The sequence below is a fragment of the Massilimicrobiota sp. An142 genome, assembly GCF_002160725.1.
GTDB classification, from domain to species: Bacteria; Bacillota_I; Bacilli_A; order Erysipelotrichales; family Coprobacillaceae; genus Allocoprobacillus; species Allocoprobacillus merdigallinarum.
Genome location: NZ_NFLD01000010.1, coordinates 54324 through 73737, shown reverse-complemented (window position 1 = coordinate 73737; position 19414 = coordinate 54324). Strand labels below are relative to the sequence as shown.

The following is a 19414-nucleotide window of genomic DNA, read 5'->3' as shown; positions in this document are numbered from 1 at the left end:
AAGAAATGAAGGATAAGGAATTATCAAAGCATAAATAGTGAAAAGATGACTTCGGTCATCTTTTTTTATGGATATCTGTGTAAAATATGATAAAGAAATGATTTGTTATTACTGTAAAATATGCTATAATGACAAAGATAATGAATGAGGTGAAAAATATAATATGTCAAAACATGTAATGAGTTTAGAGTTTTATGGGAAAACAATAACTGTTGAAACAGGTGAACTTGCTAAGCAGGCTAATGGTTCCGTTTTAGTAAGATATGATGATACAGTGATTTTATCTACTGCAGTGGCTGGAAAAGAGCCTAAAGACGTAGACTTTTTTCCATTAACAGTAACATATGAAGAAAAATTATATTCAGTTGGGAAAATCCCAGGAGGATTTTTAAAGAGAGAAGGGCGTCCTAGTGAACATGGAACATTAACGGCACGTATGATTGATCGTCCTATTCGTCCATTATTTGCTGATGGATTTAGAAATGAAGTTCAAGTTGTGAATACTGTTTTATCAGTGGATCAGAATGCGTCACCAGAAATGGCAGCGATGCTTGGAGCATCACTAGCTTTATGTTTATCTGATATTCCATTCAATGGACCAATTGCAGGTGTGAATGTTGGTTTGATTGATGGACAGTTTACAATCAATGCTGGTCCTGAAGAGATGGAAAGAAGTTTAATTAATCTAGAAGTTGCTGGGACTAAAGAAGCTATTAACATGGTTGAAGCTGATGCTAAAGAAGTTGATGAAGAAACAATGTTAAATGCATTATTATTTGGTCATGAGGCTATTAAGCAGTTAATTGCTTTTGAAGAAGAAATTGTGGCTTTATATGGTAAGGAAAAAATTGAAATTCCTTTGTTTGAATTAGATGAAAATATTGTAAAAGAAGTAGAATCTTTAGCTAAAGAGAGAATGATTCAGGCAGTTTCTATTCCTGGTAAATTAGAAAGATATGGAGCTATTGATGAAATCAATGATGAAGTTGTCGCTTTATTTGAAGCTAGAGAATATGCTGATTCAAAAGAACAGGAAGCTGTTATTAAACAGGTTAAAATCGTTTTACATGATTTAGAAAAAGATGAAGTAAGAAGATTAATCACAGAAGATAAGATTCGACCTGATGGACGTAAAATTGATGAAGTTCGTCCATTGGATGCACAAGTTGATTTACTTCCTAGAGTACATGGTTCTGCTTTGTTTACACGTGGTGAAACACAAGTGCTTTCTGTATGTACATTAGGTGCTTTAGGAGAACATCAAAAAATTGATGGTTTAGGTTTAGAAGATCAAAAACGTTTTATGCATCACTATAATTTCCCACCATATTCTGTTGGTGAAACAGGTAGAATGGGTGCGCCTGGTCGTCGTGAAATTGGACACGGTGCTTTAGGTGAAAGAGCCTTAGCTCAGGTTATTCCAAGCGAAGAAGAATTCCCATATACAATTCGTGTTGTTTCTGAAGTTTTAGAATCTAATGGTTCTTCATCACAAGCTTCTATTTGTGCATCATCTATGGCATTAATGGCTGCTGGTGTTCCAATTAGTAATCCGGTTAGTGGTGTTGCAATGGGACTTGTAAAAAAAGGCAATGATTATACAATCTTAACAGATATTCAGGGAATGGAAGATCATTTAGGAGATATGGATTTTAAAGTCGCTGGAACAAAAAATGGTATCTGTGCTTTACAGATGGATATCAAGATTGATGGAATCACAAAAGAAATCTTACAAGAAGCCTTAGCGCAAGCGAAAGTAGGACGTCAGCAGATTATGGAATGTATGATGAATGCTATTAGTGAACCAAGAGATCATTTGAGTCCATATGCACCAAAAGTCTATATGATGAAAATTGAACCAGATCAAATTAAAGATGTTATTGGAACTGGTGGTAAAACAATTAATGAAATCATTGAAAAATCTAATGATGTTAAAATTGATATCGAACAAGATGGTCGTGTAACAATTTATCATTATGATCAGGAAGCTATTGAAACTGCTGCTAAACTTATTGAAAATATTGTAAGAAGAGCAGAAGTTGGGGAAATTTATGATGGAAAAGTTGTTCGTGTTGAAGATAAATTTGCTTTTGTAGAATTATTTGAAGGAACAAATGGTTTCTTACATGTTGGAGATATTGCTCATGAACGTATCAATAAAGCTTCTGATGTTTTAAAAATAGGTGATATCATTAAAGTCAAAGTAACTAAGATTACTGATAAGGGTGTCAATGTTTCTCGTAAAGCATTGCTTCCTAAACCAATACATAAAGAAGAAAAGAAAGACCATGAGTAAAATTATTTTAGCAAGCACTTCTCCTAGGAGAAAAGAATTGCTTGAAAGAGAAGGCATTGACTTTAAAGTTGATGCTTCTTTTATTGATGAAACACTAGATGATTCATTACCTATTGAAAAACGTTTATGTGATTTAGCGATGCGTAAAGCATATCCTATTCATCAAAAATATCCTCACGATATTGTTATTGCTGCAGACACAGTGGTTTATTTTGATCATTGTGTCATTGGTAAACCACATGATCGTCAGGAAGCTTATGAAATATTGATGCGTCTATCTCATCATCGTCATGATGTTTATACAGGAGTTGCCATATATATGGGAAATGATTTAAAAACATTTTGTGAAAAAACACAAGTCTTTTTTAAAGATATAACTGCGATGATTGATGATTATTTAGATTCCAATGAATGGATGGGAAAAGCAGGCGCTTATGGTATTCAGGGGAAAGCTAGTGTATTTGTTGATTATATTGTTGGTGATCGTGATAATGTCATTGGTTTACCTATAACAAAAGTTAAAGAATGTTTAAAACAATGAAAACATCTTTAACTTCTTATTTTATACGAAATTTTGTAAACGGATTCATTTTTTGTTGTTTTCTGTGATGATTTTTATTATAATGAAGAATGGAAAATAAATGTGGAGGATAATGATATGGAAAAGAAAGTGAAAAGAATAGCATTACTTTCTGGTGGTGGTGACTGTCCAGGATTAAATGCAGTAATTAGAACAATTACAAAAACAGCTATTCATAAATATGGATGGGAAGTTATAGGTTATGTTTATGGATACCGTGGTTTATATAACAATAACTATATTGAATTAACAGAAGAAAAAGTTGAAAACATCTATAAGGAAGGTGGAACTATTTTATATAGTTCTAATAAAGATAATCTTTTTGACTATTTGGTAGATGATGGAAAAGGTGGAAAAGTTAAAAAAGATGTCAGTGATGTTGGTGTAGAAAACTTGAAAAAAGCTGGTGTTGATGTTCTTGTTGTTTTAGGTGGAGATGGAACGCTAACAAGTGCTAGAGATTTTTCAAGAAAAGGTGTTAATGTTATTGGAGTTCCTAAAACTATGGATAATGATTTATCTAGTACAGACCTTACATATGGTTTCATCAGTGCAATGAGTGTAGGAACTGAATTTATTGATCGTTTACAGACAACTGCTAAATCTCATCATCGTGTTATTTGCTGTGAATTAATGGGAAGAGATGCAGGATGGATTGCTTTATATGCAGGACTTGCTGGAAATGCTGGTGTTTGTTTAATTCCAGAAATTCCATTTACGATTGAAAATATTGCTAAACATATTGCTAAACGTGATGAACAGGGATTGCCTTATACTGTTATTGCAGTAGCTGAAGGAGCAAAATATGCTGATGGTACAAAAGTCATTGGTAAAATTGTAGAAGATTCACCTGATCCAGTACGTTATAGTGGTTTGGCTGCAAAAGTAGCGGATGATTTAGAAAAAGTGATTCCAAATCATGAAGTACGTTCTGTTAATCCAGGACATATTATCCGTGGTGGAGATATTACTCCTTATGATCGTATTTTATCTATTCGTTTTGGAGTTAAAGCATGTGAATTGATTGATGAAGGACTATTTGGTAATGTTGTGACTCTTCATGGAGAAAATATGGATTATACATCATTAGAAGAAGTTATTGGTGATGCTAAATTCGGTAAACAAAAACGTGTCGATCCAAATGGTGAATTGGTTCGTGCTGCTAAAGCTGTTGGTGTTTGCTTTGGTGATGAATAACATAAGGGCTGTTATACATGTTTGTGTATAACAGTTTTTTGTAGAATGATAAAATATGTAAAAATAATTTGCTTAAATATTTAAATTTTGATAGAATATCTCGTACAAGTCAAAAGGAGGGATAAAATTGATTGAAGAGTTGATTGAAAATGGTGAATATCTTCAAGCTTTAAATCAGCTTCATGATATGAATGATGAAAAAACAAGATATTTAAGACTCGTTTGTTTCATCGGGTTGGGTGAATTTGAAAAAGCAAAATATGAAGGCGCTCATGCAAAGGCTTTAGCAAAAGAAACATATTATGATGTTATATCTATGTACATCATGGCATTAAAAGAATTGGGTGAGTATGAAGAAGCAATAGATTTATTAATTGAAGAATTATCTATGCCTTATATACCTTATCAATATGAAACTTTGTTTAATACGGCTTATGATGAAATTTTGCTTGAAAAGCAGGAAGCCCGATATGAAGTTGAAAATAAAAATCAAATTTTTTCAATAGAAGAAATTAATCAATTGTTAAACAAAAAAGATTGTAATGAAGATTTGTTGTATATGGCACTTGATCAATTACAGCAATTGAATGTTCGTATGATTATTCCTACAATTAAAACTTATTTGATGGATCCAAATAAACATTTTTTTGCAAAGACTTTATTGATGGAAATTATGATCGATCAACAGGTTGATGAAGAAATGGAAGTTGAGAAGTTTGGTCAGATTTATAGTTTTAATCCAAGCTATATGCCAATGGTATTAGATCAGCTTGCTTATACAGGTATTTTAAAGTATCTTGAAAATGCATTAGAAAGTGATAATCCATCACTTTTTGAACAGTGTCAGGAATATTTGGAATATTTACTGTATTCTTTCTATCCACAGGAAATTGATGAAATGGATTATAATGTCTGGGCAGCCTCAATTCATTATTATGTGGCAACATTACTCTCTATAGATGTTGACTTGTCAGAATTAGAAATTTTATATTATTGTGATTTAGAAGCAATTGAAGAACAAATTTTAGCACTCAAACAAGTTGAGTGTTAAAATAGTTGCATTATGTAATTGTTTCATGTATAATAAGCGTGTTGAAATAATGGAGGAAGTATAAATGGAAACAGTTTGTAATAAACTTGAAAAATCTATGATGGAAGTTAAAGTGACTTTCACAACTGAAGAATGGAAAAAAGCTCAAGAAAAAGCATTAGACAAATTAGCAAAACAAGTTAAGATTGATGGTTTTAGAAAAGGTCATGTACCTAAACAAATGGTCAAAGCAAGACTTGGAAAAGGAACTATTTTAGAAGAAGCAACTGATATGATTTTACAACAAAATTATTCAGGTATTTTATTGGACAATGATATTCGTCCAGTAGGACAACCTGAAGTGAAAATTGATGAAATTTCAGAAGATGTTCTTAAATTAACTGTAACTGCACCAGTTGCTCCAGAAGTACAATTAGGGCAGTACAAAGGTTTAGAAGTGAAAAAGACACAAGTTAAAGTTACAAAGAAAGAAATTGAAGCTGAATTAAAGAATTATCAAAATCAATTTGCTGAATTAGTTATAAAAGAAGATGGTCAAGTTGAAAACGGTGATACAGCTGTTATTGACTTTGAAGGATTTAAAGATGGTGTTGCTTTCGAAGGTGGAAAAGGTGAAAACCATCCATTAGAAATTGGTTCAGGATCATTCATTCCTGGTTTCGAAGAACAATTAATTGGTATGGGTGTTGGTGAAGAAAAAGAAATTGAAGTCACTTTCCCAGAAAATTATCAGGCTGTTGATTTAGCTGGACAAAAAGCAACTTTCAAAGTTAAAGTTCATGAAATTAAATCAAAAGTTTTACCTGAAATTGATGATGAATTAGCAAAAGATGTTAATGTTGATGGTATTGAAACTTTAGCTGATTTAGAAACTTATACAAAAGAACAAATCAAAAACAGAAAACAAAATGAAGCTGAAGCAAAATTCAGTGATGATATTTTCAATGCTGTTATTGAAAATACACCACTTGAAGTTCCTGATGCAATGATTGAAACAGAACTTCAACAAATGTTAAGAGAAGTTGAACAAAATTTATCTCAACAAGGTTTAACAATGGATTTATTCCAACAATTAACTGGTAAAACACTTGATGATATGAAAGCTGAAATGAGAGAACAAGCTGAAAAACGTGTGAAATTTAATTTGATTTTATCTGAAATTGTTAAAGCTGAAAATATCGAAGTAAGCGATGATGAAGTTGATGACGAAATCAAAGAAATTGCAACTTACTATGGAAGAGAATTCGACGAAGTGAAAAAACTCTTTGAAGGACAGTTAGGACAAATTAGAAATGATTTAGCTACTCGTAAAGCTGTTCAATTGATTAAAGATAATGTAAAATAAGACGCTTCAAGCGTCTTGTTTTATTAAAACAAATGAATAGACAAGTGACTCATTATTATATATAATAATGAAAATACAAAGGAGGTCATGAATTATGGATGAATTAGATATTGTCGTTGATTTACCTGTCATTTGTACTAGAGGGATGGTTGTTTTTCCCTCTCATGAAATTTCTTTAGATGTAGGAAGAAGTTTTAGCCTTAAAGCAATTGAATTAAGTGTGAATGAATTTGATGAAAACGTTGTTTTTATTTCTCAAACAAATCCACTTGATGAAAATACAGATTTTGATCATGTTTATCATTATGGAACATTATGCAAAATTAAAAGAAGAATCAAAAGAGATAATCATGGAACAATCAAATTGACTGTTGAAGGTCAAAAAAGAATAGAAATTTTAAATCTTGAAGAAAGAGATGGTTGTCTTTTTGCAAAAACAAAATATCTTGAAGATATTCATGGTGACCGTGCTGAAGAAATTGCGTTAGTTAGAAAATTAACAGATCAGATGCAGACAATGCATAAAAATCTTCAGGTTTTCCCTCGTGAAGTTTTTGCGAGTTTGTCACAGGGCATGAGTGCAAGTGCATTAGCTGATACAATAGGACAATATATTAATGTCGAATTAAAAACAAAACAAGCTATTTTAGCTGAATGTGATATTAATAAACGTTTATTATTAGTTCTTGCAAGCATGGAAGAAGAAAAGACAATTAATGAAATAGAAGAAAAAATTAATCTTAAAGTCAAAGAAAGTATTGATGAAAATCAAAGAGAATATTATTTAAGAGAAAAATTACGTGCAATTAAAGAAGAACTTGGTGATACACCTAGTAAAGAAGATGATACAGATTATATTCGTGAAGAAATTCAATCAAAACCTTATCCTCAACATATCAAAGATAAGATTGAAGAAGAATTAAAACGATATGATATGATGCCACCTGCTTCTTCTGAAGCCAATGTTGTGAGAACTTATATTGATTGGGTTATGAAAACACCTTGGTATCAAGAAACTGAAGATACACAAGATATCAATGAAGTAGAAAGAATTCTTGATGAAGATCATTTTGGATTAGAAAAACCAAAAGAAAGAATTGTGGAACACTTAGCTGTTAAACAAATGACTCAGTCTTTAAATGCTCCAATTATTTGTTTGGTTGGTCCTCCAGGAGTAGGGAAAACTTCTATTTCTAAATCTATTGCAAGAGCATTAGGTAGAAAATTTGTAAAAGCTTCATTAGGTGGAGTAAGAGATGAAGCTGAAATTAGAGGACATCGTAGAACTTATTTAGGTTCTATGCCTGGAAGAATTATTCAAGGAATGAAAAAAGCAGGTGTTGTGAACCCGGTTTTCTTATTAGATGAAATTGATAAAATGTCTAGTGATTATAAAGGTGATCCAACAAGTGCAATGCTTGAAGTTCTTGATCCAGAACAAAACCAATTCTTCTCTGATAATTATTTAGAAGAACCTTATGATTTATCAAAAGTTTTATTCATCGCAACTGCAAATGATCTTGGAAGTATTCCTGATCCATTAAGAGATAGACTTGAAATCATTGAGATATCTTCATATACAGAACAAGAAAAATTAGAAATTGCTAAAAGACATTTATTGAAAAAAGAATGTAAAGTTCATGGTTTAAAAGATGAACAGCTTCATATATCAGATGATGCATTCATGTATGTGATTCGTCATTATACACGTGAAGCAGGAGTTAGACAATTAGAACGTTTAATTGCTAAAATCTGTCGAAAAGCTGTTTTAAAAATCTTAAAAGATCAGTCTTTAATGCTTACATTAAATGTTGAAGATTTAGAAGAATATCTTGGTAAAGCACCATTTGAACATACTAAAAAATTAGATAAGCCACAAGTAGGTGTTGTTACTGGAATGGCATATACGCAATATGGTGGAGATATTTTACCAATTGAAGTTAATCATTTTGCTGGTAGTGGTAAATTTATTATTACTGGACAGCTTGGTGATGTTATGAAAGAATCTGCTTCTATTGCATTAGATTACATGAAAGCAAATTCTCAAAAATATGGATTAGAAAACATTGCTTTTGATAAGCAAGATATTCATATTCATGTTCCAGAGGGAGCAGTCAAAAAAGATGGACCAAGTGCTGGTGTGACTTTAACAACAGCAATCTTATCTGCCTTTAGCAATCGTCCTGTTCGTGATGACGTTGCTATGACAGGTGAAATTACATTAAGAGGACAAGTATTACCAATTGGTGGACTTAAAGAAAAATCAATTTCTGCACATCGTAGTGGTATTCGTACAATCATTATTCCTAAAGATAATGAAAAGGATATTGATGATATTCCTGAATCAGTTCAAAATGATTTGAATATTATATTAGCAGATAACATTGATACTGTTTTAGAAAATGCTTTAGTGAAACAATAAAGCTGCTGATTGAATCAGCAGCTTTTTTTGAAAGGAGAAAGATATGTATAAGGTAAACAAAGCACAGTTTTTGCTCTGTGCAGCATGGAAATCACAATGGCCAGATCATCAATTACCAGAAGTTTGTTTAGCCGGACGCAGTAATGTCGGTAAATCAAGCTTAATTAATACGTTGACGAATCATCAAAAATTAGCAAAAGTTTCTTCAACACCGGGTAAAACACGTACTTTAAATTTCTTTAATATTAATGATGAAATCTGTTTGGTAGATGTTCCTGGTTATGGCTATGCGAAAGTCAGTGATGCTATAAAAGAAAGCTTTGCAGATATGATTGATACATATTTAAGAGAACGTGATTTGTTAAAAGGCTTAATTTTAATTGTGGATTATCGACATAAGCCGACTCATGATGATGTTCAAATGTATCAGTATGCTAAATATTATCAGATTCCTGTTATTGTTGTGGCGACTAAGGAAGATAAGTTAAAACGAAATGATTTAAAGAAAAATGAAAAACGTATTAAAGAAACTTTGGATTTTCAAGAAGGGGATCTGTTTGTTCGTTTTTCAAGTCTAAATAAAGTTGGAATTGACGAATTATGGCAATCTATTTTTCAACTATGTGAACTCTAAAAATATTGATTGAAAATAATTATTTTAAAATTAAGTGATGAAAGAGGCAAGGAATAAACTTTACACAATAATACCTATTTTTTCATATGCTATAACAAATAATCTCGCTCTTAACAAATCTTTTCATTTTTTGTATAATAGATATAGGGAGGGGGAAGAAAAATGATACGTATTATGTTATGCTGTGCTTCTGGTATGTCTACAAGTTTACTTGTTGAAAAGATGAAGAAAGCAGCTTTAGAACAAGGTATAGAGGCAGAAATTTGGGCTGTTGGTGCTAATGAGGTGAAAGCTAATGCCAATCGAACAGATATTATTTTATTAGGACCTCAAGTACGTTATGCTCAACGTAAAATTGAATCTGAAGCACCTGGGGTTCCAGTTGCTCATATAGATATGAAAGATTATGGAATGATGAATGGTCAATCTGTTTTAAAACAGGCATTAGCAATACTTGAAAAAAATCAATAATGAAGTAGAGACAAAAGCTCTACTTTTTTTATTGTCAAAGTTTCTCTTATTCATATTCTTCAATTTTATGCATACAGTTTGATAGGAGGGATTGTATGCAAAAGATATATTTTAAAAAAATGGTTGATTTGAATCATCAGCTTCATGAATTAATTTCGATATCTGTTGATGAATCTATTCGTTATAAGATGGAAACAAATGGAATGCGTGCGGTTGGTAGTATTATGATTAATGGTGAATATAAAGATACACAGGAAAAACATCAATTTCATGAAACGATAGATTTAGATATTTTCGCATTATTTGAAAAGATTACAGATAAAAGAGATTTTCATGTGAAAGTAGAGGATTTTGATTATCATCTTGTTGATGGTAATTTGTCATTGGTTATACAGGCTTATGTATATGGGGTATTGGATGATGAAGATCGTGTTGTTGATACAGTGACGAGAAATGAAGAAATGAATCCTGCAGAAGAGATTGAGAAGCTTTTACGTGAAGAAGAAAAAATTGTGGATGTTATTCCTGAAACAAAGGAAGTGACAATTCAACAGACAAGGCCATTGGAAGATAAACAAGTTGATATGCCTGTTCAAGAAAGTGAAGATGTCAATAATGATGAAGATTTAGGCACATATTATTTTTATGTTGTTCAAGACGGTGATAGCTATGAAACTATTGCTAGACATTATAAAGTAGATGAATATGCTCTTAAGCAGTACAATCATGAGCGTTCTTTAACCCAGGGAACAATCGTTATTATTCCATATATGATATGAAGGAAATTATTTTAAAAAACTATGGACTTCATGTTATTGGTGAAATTAAGTTAAGTTCACATGTTTTTAAATTAAAATGTGAAGAAGGATATTATGTTGCAAAAATCACATCACAGAAATCATTACAGAATATGTATGATTCTATTGAAACATTGAATTTATCTTGTTTTGTTCATATCATACCGAATGATCATCATGAATATCTGACTTCCTATCAGCAACAATATCTTTATCTTATGCCGTTTATTGAAAGTGGTTCACAACATCTTAAGGAAATGAAAATTCAATTTTATTTTGAAACACTGGCTTATCTCCATGGTCATAGTTTTTATGATATGAAAGTCAATCAGCAATATTTTCATACACTTGAAAATGATGTTTTAAAAGTGATTCAGGAACGTATGGCTTATTATGAACAGATGATTACCAATTATGAAAATGAGCTTTACCGTTCACCTAGTCAATGGCTGCTTGTTATGAATTATTATCGTATCTATGATGCGCTATGTTTAGCACGTCAATATTTATCACAGTATATGAATTGTGTTCAAAATTGTCGATCTATTCGTATTTGTATCACATATAAAAATTTTGATTATCAACATATTTCACTGAAATCTAAATGTTTAATATCACTTGATTATCTGGAAATGGATTTACCCATTTATGATATATTTGATATGTATCAAAAAATACCAGATATTCTTTTTGATTTGGATTGTTTGAGTCAATCCTATTTGAAAAAGTTTGAATTAAGAGAAGAAGAAAAATTATTACTTTGCTGTTTAATGAATATTGTGCCTATTATTCAATTAGAACATGACGAAATTGATAACATTATTAAGCTTTCACGCTTATTATATTATTTAGATTCAATTCATGATTTTATTACACAGTTATAATTGACTTTGATAGTCAGGTTTGTTAGAATATAATAGACGTTGAAGAGGAGGAGTACATTTTGTATTCTTAAAGAGAATCTCTGGTTGGTGTGAAGAGATAGAAGAAGAAATGGAAGGTAGCCTTGGAGTTTGTTTTCTGAATATTGAAGTAGGTAAACACGTATAACTGCGTTAAGGTTTATGAGGTATACAGATTGTATATGAATTAAGGTGGTACCACGAACATTCGTCCTTATGCGAATGTTCTTTTTTATTAAAGGAGGAGAAGAAATGGCTAATTATATTGTCTGGGGATTATTTATTTTTGCACTTTGCTTTTTAGGTTTTTTCTTTAAAAAAAGAGTTAATGAAAATAGGGCACATCGTCAAAAAGCTGCGATGGAATATGAAGCTAAAAAAGAGAGATATTCATATTTAAGACCTGGAGTCTTAGAAACATGTCCAAGAGAAGATGTGACTGCGGCAGCATTGTTTCATTGTATGAGAAAAGAAAATGATGATTTTGATCATTATTTTGAAAAAATGAATGAAAGTGAGAGAACTGTTTATGGTATTTATATGATTACATCTTCTTTAGAAGGTCGTAATGCATCTTTACATAGTTTCTTTTTAAGTCCAGCGAGTCAACCATATGTACCAATGGTAGTTGATATTTTTGAAAGAGTTGGTGCACATGAAATTGCTGATTTAATGAAAGCAGCAAGACGTTTTGCAGAAATTATTGAGAATGATGAAGAAGATGATGAAGATGATCCAGAAATGGGAGATTATTCAAGATATAATTTTTCAGATTTTACAAATGAATTTGTGACACTTGTCAGTACCACAAACCTAGGAGAAAAGTTAACACAATATGTTTTAGATCATAAAGAAGATTTTTATGATACAGATATTCCTGACGAAGATAAAGAGGGAGATGAAATCGATGAAAAAAGAATTAGCGACGAAATATAATCATAAAAGTGTAGAAGAAGGAAAATACAAAACGTGGTTAGATCATCACTATTTTGAAGCGGGAGATACTTCTAAGAAACCATATAGTATTGTTATTCCACCACCTAATGTAACGGGGAAACTTCATTTAGGTCATGCTTGGGATACAACTTTACAAGATATGATTATTCGTTATAAAAGAATGCAAGGTTATGATGCATTATGGTTGCCTGGTATGGATCATGCGGGTATTGCAACACAAGCAAAAGTAGAAGCACGTTTAAGAGAAGAAGGTGTTTCTCGCTATGATTTGGGCAGAGAAAAATTCTTAGAAAAAGCTCGGTCATGGAAAGAAGAATATGCTTCTATTATTCGTAGCCAATGGGAAAAATTAGGGTTATCATTAGATTATACAAAAGAACGTTTTACTTTGGATGAAGGATTAAGCGAAGCGGTTAAAACTGTTTTTGTAACGCTATATGAAAAAGGTTATATTTATCAGGGAGAACGTATTATTAACTGGGATCCAGTTCAACGTACAGCTTTATCAAATATTGAAGTTATCCATAAAGAAATTGAAGGACATATGTATTATTTCAATTATGAAGTTGTTGAAACAGGTGAAAAATTGATTATTGCGACAACACGTCCTGAAACAATGTTTGCCGATCAAGCGATTTTTGTTCATCCAGATGATGAAAGATATCAGCATTTGGTTGGAAAACATGCAATTAATCCTGCGAATGGTGAATCTTTACCAATTATGGCAGACAGCTACATTGACATGAGTTTTGGAACAGCTGTTATGAAATGTACACCAGCTCATGACCCTAATGACTTTGCTTTAGCAAAAAAATACCATTTAGCGATGCCAAAATGTATGAATGATGATGGTACAATGAATGAATTATGTGGTCAATATCAAGGGATGGACCGTTTTGAATGCCGTGAAGCTTTAGTCAAAGATTTTGAAGCAAGAGGTGTTGTTGATCATATTGAAAAACATATGCATCAGGTTGGACATTCTGAACGTAGTCATGCTATTGTTGAGCCATACTTATCAAAACAATGGTTTGTCAAGATGAAACCACTTGCTAATGCGGCATTAGAGAATCAATTAAAAGATTCTAAGGTTTCTTTTGTGCCACCTCGTTTTGAAAAAACATTTAAACAATGGATGGAAAATATTGAAGATTGGTGTATTTCACGTCAATTATGGTGGGGACATCAGATTCCTGCATGGTATCATAAAGAAACAGGAGAAATCTATGTGGGTAAAAATCCACCTGCAGATATTGAAAACTGGAAACAGGATGAAGATGTTCTTGATACATGGTTTTCAAGTGCTTTATGGCCATTTTCAACAATGGGTTGGCCAAATAAAGAGAGTGAACTCTATCAACGTTATTTCCCAACTGACACATTAGTCACAGGTTATGACATTATCTTTTTCTGGGTTTCTCGTATGATTTTCCAATCATTAGAATTTACTGGCCAAAGACCATTTAAAAATGTTCTGATTCATGGTTTGATTCGTGATGAGCAAGGAAGAAAGATGTCTAAATCTTTAGGTAATGGTGTTGATCCTATGGATGTTATTGACCAATATGGTGCTGATACATTAAGATTCTTTTTAACAACAAACTCTGCACCTGGTATGGATTTAAGATATATTCCTGAAAAATTAGATGCTGCATGGAATTTTATTAATAAAATATGGAATTCTGCTAGATTTGTTTTAATGAATATTGATGAAAATATGTTATATCAGGATTTATCATTTGATCATTTAAATTTAGCTGATCAATGGATTCTCAATCGTTTAAATGAAGTGATTGCTTCTGTTGATGAAAACATGGATAAATTTGAATTTGTTAATGTAGGTAGTGAACTTTATAATTTTATTTGGGATGATTTCTGTTCATGGTATATTGAATTGTCTAAGGTTCATTTAAATAGTGATAATGACATTGAAAAGAAAGCAACACAAAATACATTGGTTTATGTATTGAATGCAATTGTAAGATTATTACATCCATTTATGCCTTTTGTGACAGAAGAAATTTATCAATCTATTCCACATATAGAAGAATCTATTTGTATTGCGAAATGGCCTACTATTAATGATAGATTCAATAATGAACAAATTCAGGATCAATTTGTTTACTTAATTGATATCATTAAAGGTATTAGAAATTTAAGAGCTCAATATGTCATTAAAAATGCTATTGAAATTGCATATTCTATTCAAACACAGGATACTCAGCTTGAAAGCTTACTTGAAAATCTTTCACCATATATTTATAAACTTTGTCATGCGCGTTGCTTTGGTTATAATGTTGAAACATCTTCAAATGTAGCAACAGAAATGATCAAAGGTGGTAATGCTTTGATTATTGAATTAGGTGATTATATTGATTTGGAAGCAGAAAAGAAAAAGATGGAAGATGAAATCAAAAAGCTAGAAAACGAAATTAAACGTTGTGAATCTATGCTTTCTAATCCAAACTTTGTTCAAAAAGCACCTGCTCAAAAAGTTGAACAGGAAAGAAAGAAATTAGCTGATTATCAATCAAAGTATAATGCGATGAAAGATAAATTGAATATGATGTAAAGTGAAATTGAAAAATTTCACTTTTTTTCGTTTTTAAGAAGAAAAAATTGAAAAAAATGTATATATAATAATTAGGGGCTACTGATGAAAGGAAGGGTCAGCATGAAAGAATTAACCGTACAACAGCAATGTGAAATTCAAGGTGGAGGTTTAATTGCGACTGCATTACTCTATTTGATATTAGGTGCTGCAGCGTATAAAATTATTAAATCGAAGAAGGGAAGAATTTCAATTCCAAGACTCATCAGTATTGAATGGAGAGATTAGTAATATGAAAGGCAATTTGCCTTTCATATTTTTATATGTTATAGCATAGATTAGAAAGGGTGATTAAAATGAAGTTTGAATGGAAAGTTGTTATTTTTGCAGTTGTTTGTTCTTTGGCATTTATGTTTATTTTTACATATGGATGCTCTCTAGGACAAAAGACACTTTATGCATATCAGGTTGGTATTTATAAGGAAGCAAGTAATAAAGATGAAAAATTAGCTGAATTGAAAGAAATGGGAATCGAAGGATATACCTATACAAAAAATGACCAATATTATGTATTATCAATGATTAGTGAAAAAAAAGAAGATATAGAAAAACATGCTACACAGGTAAAAGGAATCATGAAAACTTATATTGTGCCAACATCTACCACAAATGAAATGTTATTGGATTCTTTATCGAAAGGTGATGATCTATGATTAAGACATTACCATTAGAAGAAAATCCACGTGAAAAAGCATTAACATATGGTATTGAAACATTGAATAATGTAGAATTATTGGCACTGATATTAAGAACTGGGCATAAAAATGAATCGGTGATTCAATTGTCACAACGTCTATTAACGGAAATTGGAGGTTTTGCAAATCTATCGACGGTTACTTATGCAGATTTGATTGCTTTGAAGGGAATTAAGCAAGCAAAAGCAATTGAAATATTGAGTATTATAGAAATTGCTAAAAGATTAAAAGATGTTTCATCAATAGAGAAGCCATTACTCAATCCTTATGATATTTTTGGAAGAGTACATAACCAGTTGATGTTTTTAAAGCAAGAACATTTCCTGTTGCTCTGTTTAGATAATAAAAATAAAGTCATCAAAGAAAAAACCATTTTTATTGGCTCATTAAATATGAGTGTTGTCACGCCTAGAGAAGTCTTTAAAGAAGCTATCGCTATAAGCAGTGCAAAAATTGTTTTAGTACACAACCATCCAAGTGGAGATGCATTGCCTAGTGAAGAAGACTTGCTTATGACAGAACAGTTTCAAAAATTAGGACAAATGATGTCAATTGAAGTCATAGATCATATTGTGGTTGGGTGGAATCAATTTTATAGTATTATGGCAAAACAATTGTTTTTTTATGAATAAAGATGTGAAAATATAGGAATTTGATAAATTGTTTTTTACGAATTGCTTTTTTTATATTGAGATATTATAATGTATGAATGATAAGAGGTGGTATCTTTGTATAGAAAAGGTAATAAATGGACAAAACAAAAAAGAAGAATCGTTATTATAACAGTTGTACTGGTTTCATTTTCAGTATTAACACTTGTAACCAGTCGTTCTGCTTCAAGTATAGAAATTATTTTTAAAGATACAATTGCAAATTTAGAATATTATATTATTAAAGCGCCTATTCAATATGTAACAGGATTATTTGAAGAATATAATGATTTAAAAGATGTTTATGAAGAAAATGCAAAGCTCAAGGAACAATTAGATAATTTGGCTCGTGAGAGTGCAATGAATGAAGTTTTAACAAATGAATTAAATGATTTAAAAGAAATTATGGATATTGATCATCTACCTACTGAATATCAGGTAAAATATACAAATGTGATTGCTAGAGATGCTCAAAACTGGAATAATCAGGTCACTATTAATTTAGGGAAAATTTCTGGTGTACAGGAAGGTATGGCAGTAGTCAATGCTCAGGGAATGATTGGGACAATTACAAGTGTCAGTGAAATTTCTTCAACAGTCACTTTATTATCAAGTGAAACATCCAAGTCACAATTGCCAGTTATGATTTTAAGTGGTGATGAGGAATACTATGGATTATTAAATCGTTATAATATTAATACGCATAAATATTCTATTACTTTGCTAAGTGATGTTGAAACAATTGAAAAAGATGCTAAGGTTGTAACAAGTGGTCTAGGTGGAAAAGGAAAGAGTCCAAAAGGTATTTTAGTTGGAACAGTAGAAAATTATGCGACTGGTGATGATGCAACTGAGTCTGTTTGTGATGTCACACCTAGTGTGGATTTTGACGCTCTTAATGATGTTGCTGTTGTTCAAAGGGTGAATGAAGAATGAGAAAACGTGTCCAAGATAGCTATCTAGTCAAATGTTTTTTAGTCGTTTTTTTATGTTTTGTAGTCGATAGTACAATTCATTATTTCTTGCCCTATAATTTCACTAAAACCGGAATAACCATCACACCATACTTAGGTTTAATGATGTTTGCTTTATTAGTGAGGACAATAGACGGTGCAGAACGTTATTTCTTTGCAACCATATGTGGTCTTTATTATTCTGTTGTCTATGCAAATTCTTTAGCCATATATATTCTTATTTATTGTTTAATCGCCTTTGTTCGTTCATATTTGTTTAAATTAGACACATTAAATATTGTTGAATCTACAATTTTTTGTGTTTTGACAATATTCGCCCAGGAATGTATTGTATATTGGTTGATGTGGATTACCAATATGACAAGATATCCAATGGTTTCATTTGTAGTTATGCAATTATTACCAACACTACTTTTGAATGCTGTTTTATCAGTTATCATTTATTGGATCTACAATAAAGTGAAAATTGAGGTGAAATAATGAATATTGAAGTCAAAGGAATTAATGGAATACTGGTTATGAAAGTCAATGAGAATTGTACATTTCAGCAGTTTTTAGATGATTTGAATCAGCTTTTGGAGCAACCCCTATTTCAACAGGAGGGGTACTATCCAAGAGCTTTTTTTGATTTTGGCTGTCGAGTTTTAGCAATTGATGAAGTTCATTCTTTGATGGATTTACTGATGCAAAAAGAAAAGGTTTTATTTGATGGTATGACATATCATCAACAACCTCATCATGTCCATATCAGAAAAGAACAACTTCACAATGGTGAAGAAATTATCATTGATCATGAAACATTGTTTTTAGGAATCGTCAATCCAGGAAGTTATGTTTATTGTTATCAGAATGTTTATTTTCTTAATACAGTCAAAGGAACTATTGTCGCAATGAATGAAGATGTACGTATATTTGGACATGATTTTCAAAATGCTCAAATTATAATTAATCAACAGACATTACATGATTTGACAACTTCTGCACTCACAAGCGTTTATTATAAAGATAACCAGATTATTTTGACGAAGGAGGAAAATTATGTGTCGAACTATAGTCATTACGTCGGGTAAAGGTGGTGTTGGAAAAAGTAGTATGACCATTAATTTGGGTTATGCATTAGCCAATATGAATAAAAAAGTATGTTTAATAGATGCGGATTTTGGTTTGAAAAACTTAGATGTCATGTTAGGATTAGAAAATAGAGTGATTTTTGATTTGAAAGATGTTATTTCAAATAAATGTTCTTTACAACAGATTTTAGTTAAAGATAAACGAATGCAATCTTTATATTTATTGCCTGCGTGTAAATCGCTTTCTTTTGAAAATTTAAATTTAGATTATATGATCAATATGGTAGAACAGTTAAAACAGGAATTTGATTATATATTGATTGATAGTCCTGCTGGTATTGAAAAAGGGTTTCAATATGCCAGTAGTTTGTCAAAAGAAGCTATTATCGTTGTCAATCTAGATACTGTTTCTTTACGTGATGCTGATCGTGTTGTAGGCTTATTGTTGAAACAGGGTGTTGATCAATTACATATGCTTGTCAATAAATATAATGAATCAGATGTTTTGAAAGGGCGTTGTCCTTCACTTAAAGAAGCCTACGATATTTTGTCAATTCCATTGATTGGAATTGTTTATGAAGAACATGATATGATTGAGGCTAACAATAAAGGCATGCCTATTTATATGAATAAAAAAGAAAATATTTATCGATGTTTTGATCGTATTGTCAAACGATTAGAGGGGCAGGAGATTCCTTTTCAAAAAAATAAAAGAAAACCTCTACTGGAACGTCTTTTTAGATAATATTTTTTTGTTTTCTT

At 31.3% G+C, this 19414-nt stretch carries 19 protein-coding genes and 1 other annotated feature; all 19 genes read left to right on the top strand.

Annotated elements, in window-relative coordinates:
* Window positions 1-163 precede the first annotated feature (163 nt).
* Entirely contained in the window at window positions 164-2296 is a 2133-nt protein-coding gene (pnp, locus tag B5E87_RS06355) for a polyribonucleotide nucleotidyltransferase (RefSeq protein WP_087244091.1), read from the top strand.
* Window positions 2297-2333: 37 nt separating this feature from the next.
* Window positions 2334-2837, top strand: a complete 504-nt coding sequence (locus B5E87_RS06350) for a Maf family protein (protein WP_241147141.1) — start codon at window positions 2334-2336, stop codon at window positions 2835-2837.
* Window positions 2838-2954: 117 nt separating this feature from the next.
* On the top strand, window positions 2955-4073 hold the full coding sequence (locus B5E87_RS06345; protein ID WP_087244089.1) for a 6-phosphofructokinase: 1119 nt from the start codon (window positions 2955-2957) through the stop codon (window positions 4071-4073).
* A 127-nt stretch (window positions 4074-4200) separates the two neighbouring features.
* A complete protein-coding gene (locus B5E87_RS06340; RefSeq protein ID WP_087244088.1) occupies window positions 4201-5124 on the top strand; it encodes a DUF3196 family protein in 924 nt (307 codons plus the stop codon).
* A 64-nt stretch (window positions 5125-5188) separates the two neighbouring features.
* The gene (gene tig, locus B5E87_RS06335; protein WP_087244087.1) at window positions 5189-6469 is read left to right on the top strand and encodes a trigger factor; all 1281 of its coding nucleotides are present in this window, start codon (window positions 5189-5191) and stop codon (window positions 6467-6469) included.
* 94 nt (window positions 6470-6563) lie between these two features.
* On the top strand, window positions 6564-8891 hold the full coding sequence (gene lon / locus B5E87_RS06330) for an endopeptidase La (RefSeq protein ID WP_087244086.1): 2328 nt from the start codon (window positions 6564-6566) through the stop codon (window positions 8889-8891).
* Window positions 8892-8934: 43 nt separating this feature from the next.
* Window positions 8935-9525, top strand: a complete 591-nt coding sequence (gene yihA / locus B5E87_RS06325; protein WP_087244085.1) for a ribosome biogenesis GTP-binding protein YihA/YsxC — start codon at window positions 8935-8937, stop codon at window positions 9523-9525.
* Between the two features lie 162 nt (window positions 9526-9687).
* Complete coding sequence (locus tag B5E87_RS06320; protein WP_087244084.1) at window positions 9688-9996, top strand: PTS sugar transporter subunit IIB; 309 nt, start codon at window positions 9688-9690, stop codon at window positions 9994-9996.
* Between the two features lie 95 nt (window positions 9997-10091).
* On the top strand, window positions 10092-10775 hold the full coding sequence (locus tag B5E87_RS06315; RefSeq protein ID WP_087244083.1) for a LysM peptidoglycan-binding domain-containing protein: 684 nt from the start codon (window positions 10092-10094) through the stop codon (window positions 10773-10775).
* Complete coding sequence (locus B5E87_RS06310; protein ID WP_087244082.1) at window positions 10772-11677, top strand: hypothetical protein; 906 nt, start codon at window positions 10772-10774, stop codon at window positions 11675-11677. The genes B5E87_RS06315 and B5E87_RS06310 overlap by 4 nt, the downstream gene beginning before the upstream one ends.
* 30 nt (window positions 11678-11707) lie before the next feature.
* Window positions 11708-11914: a binding site (T-box leader), on the top strand.
* Between the two features lie 33 nt (window positions 11915-11947).
* Window positions 11948-12631, top strand: coding sequence for a DMP19 family protein (locus B5E87_RS06305; protein WP_087244081.1), 684 nt, complete (start codon window positions 11948-11950; stop codon window positions 12629-12631).
* Entirely contained in the window at window positions 12603-15224 is a 2622-nt protein-coding gene (locus B5E87_RS06300; protein WP_087244080.1) for a valine--tRNA ligase, read from the top strand. Before B5E87_RS06305 ends, B5E87_RS06300 begins: the two co-directional genes overlap by 29 nt.
* Window positions 15225-15326: 102 nt before the next feature.
* Entirely contained in the window at window positions 15327-15491 is a 165-nt protein-coding gene (locus B5E87_RS15190; RefSeq protein WP_164483487.1) for a hypothetical protein, read from the top strand.
* 68 nt (window positions 15492-15559) lie between these two features.
* Window positions 15560-15916, top strand: a complete 357-nt coding sequence (locus B5E87_RS06295; protein WP_087244079.1) for a hypothetical protein — start codon at window positions 15560-15562, stop codon at window positions 15914-15916.
* Window positions 15913-16590, top strand: a complete 678-nt coding sequence (radC, locus tag B5E87_RS06290) for a RadC family protein (protein ID WP_087244078.1) — start codon at window positions 15913-15915, stop codon at window positions 16588-16590. The genes B5E87_RS06295 and radC overlap by 4 nt, the downstream gene beginning before the upstream one ends.
* 96 nt (window positions 16591-16686) lie before the next feature.
* Window positions 16687-17544 (top strand): rod shape-determining protein MreC, encoded by an 858-nt coding sequence (gene mreC, locus B5E87_RS06285; RefSeq protein ID WP_087244077.1) that lies wholly within the window; start codon window positions 16687-16689, stop codon window positions 17542-17544.
* Window positions 17541-18062 (top strand): rod shape-determining protein MreD, encoded by a 522-nt coding sequence (locus B5E87_RS06280; RefSeq protein ID WP_087244076.1) that lies wholly within the window; start codon window positions 17541-17543, stop codon window positions 18060-18062. The genes mreC and B5E87_RS06280 overlap by 4 nt, the downstream gene beginning before the upstream one ends.
* Window positions 18062-18652, top strand: a complete 591-nt coding sequence (locus B5E87_RS06275) for a hypothetical protein (RefSeq protein WP_087244075.1) — start codon at window positions 18062-18064, stop codon at window positions 18650-18652. Before B5E87_RS06280 ends, B5E87_RS06275 begins: the two co-directional genes overlap by 1 nt.
* Window positions 18621-19397 (top strand): septum site-determining protein MinD, encoded by a 777-nt coding sequence (minD, locus tag B5E87_RS06270; RefSeq protein WP_087244074.1) that lies wholly within the window; start codon window positions 18621-18623, stop codon window positions 19395-19397. The genes B5E87_RS06275 and minD overlap by 32 nt, the downstream gene beginning before the upstream one ends.
* Window positions 19398-19414: the final 17 nt, after the last annotated feature.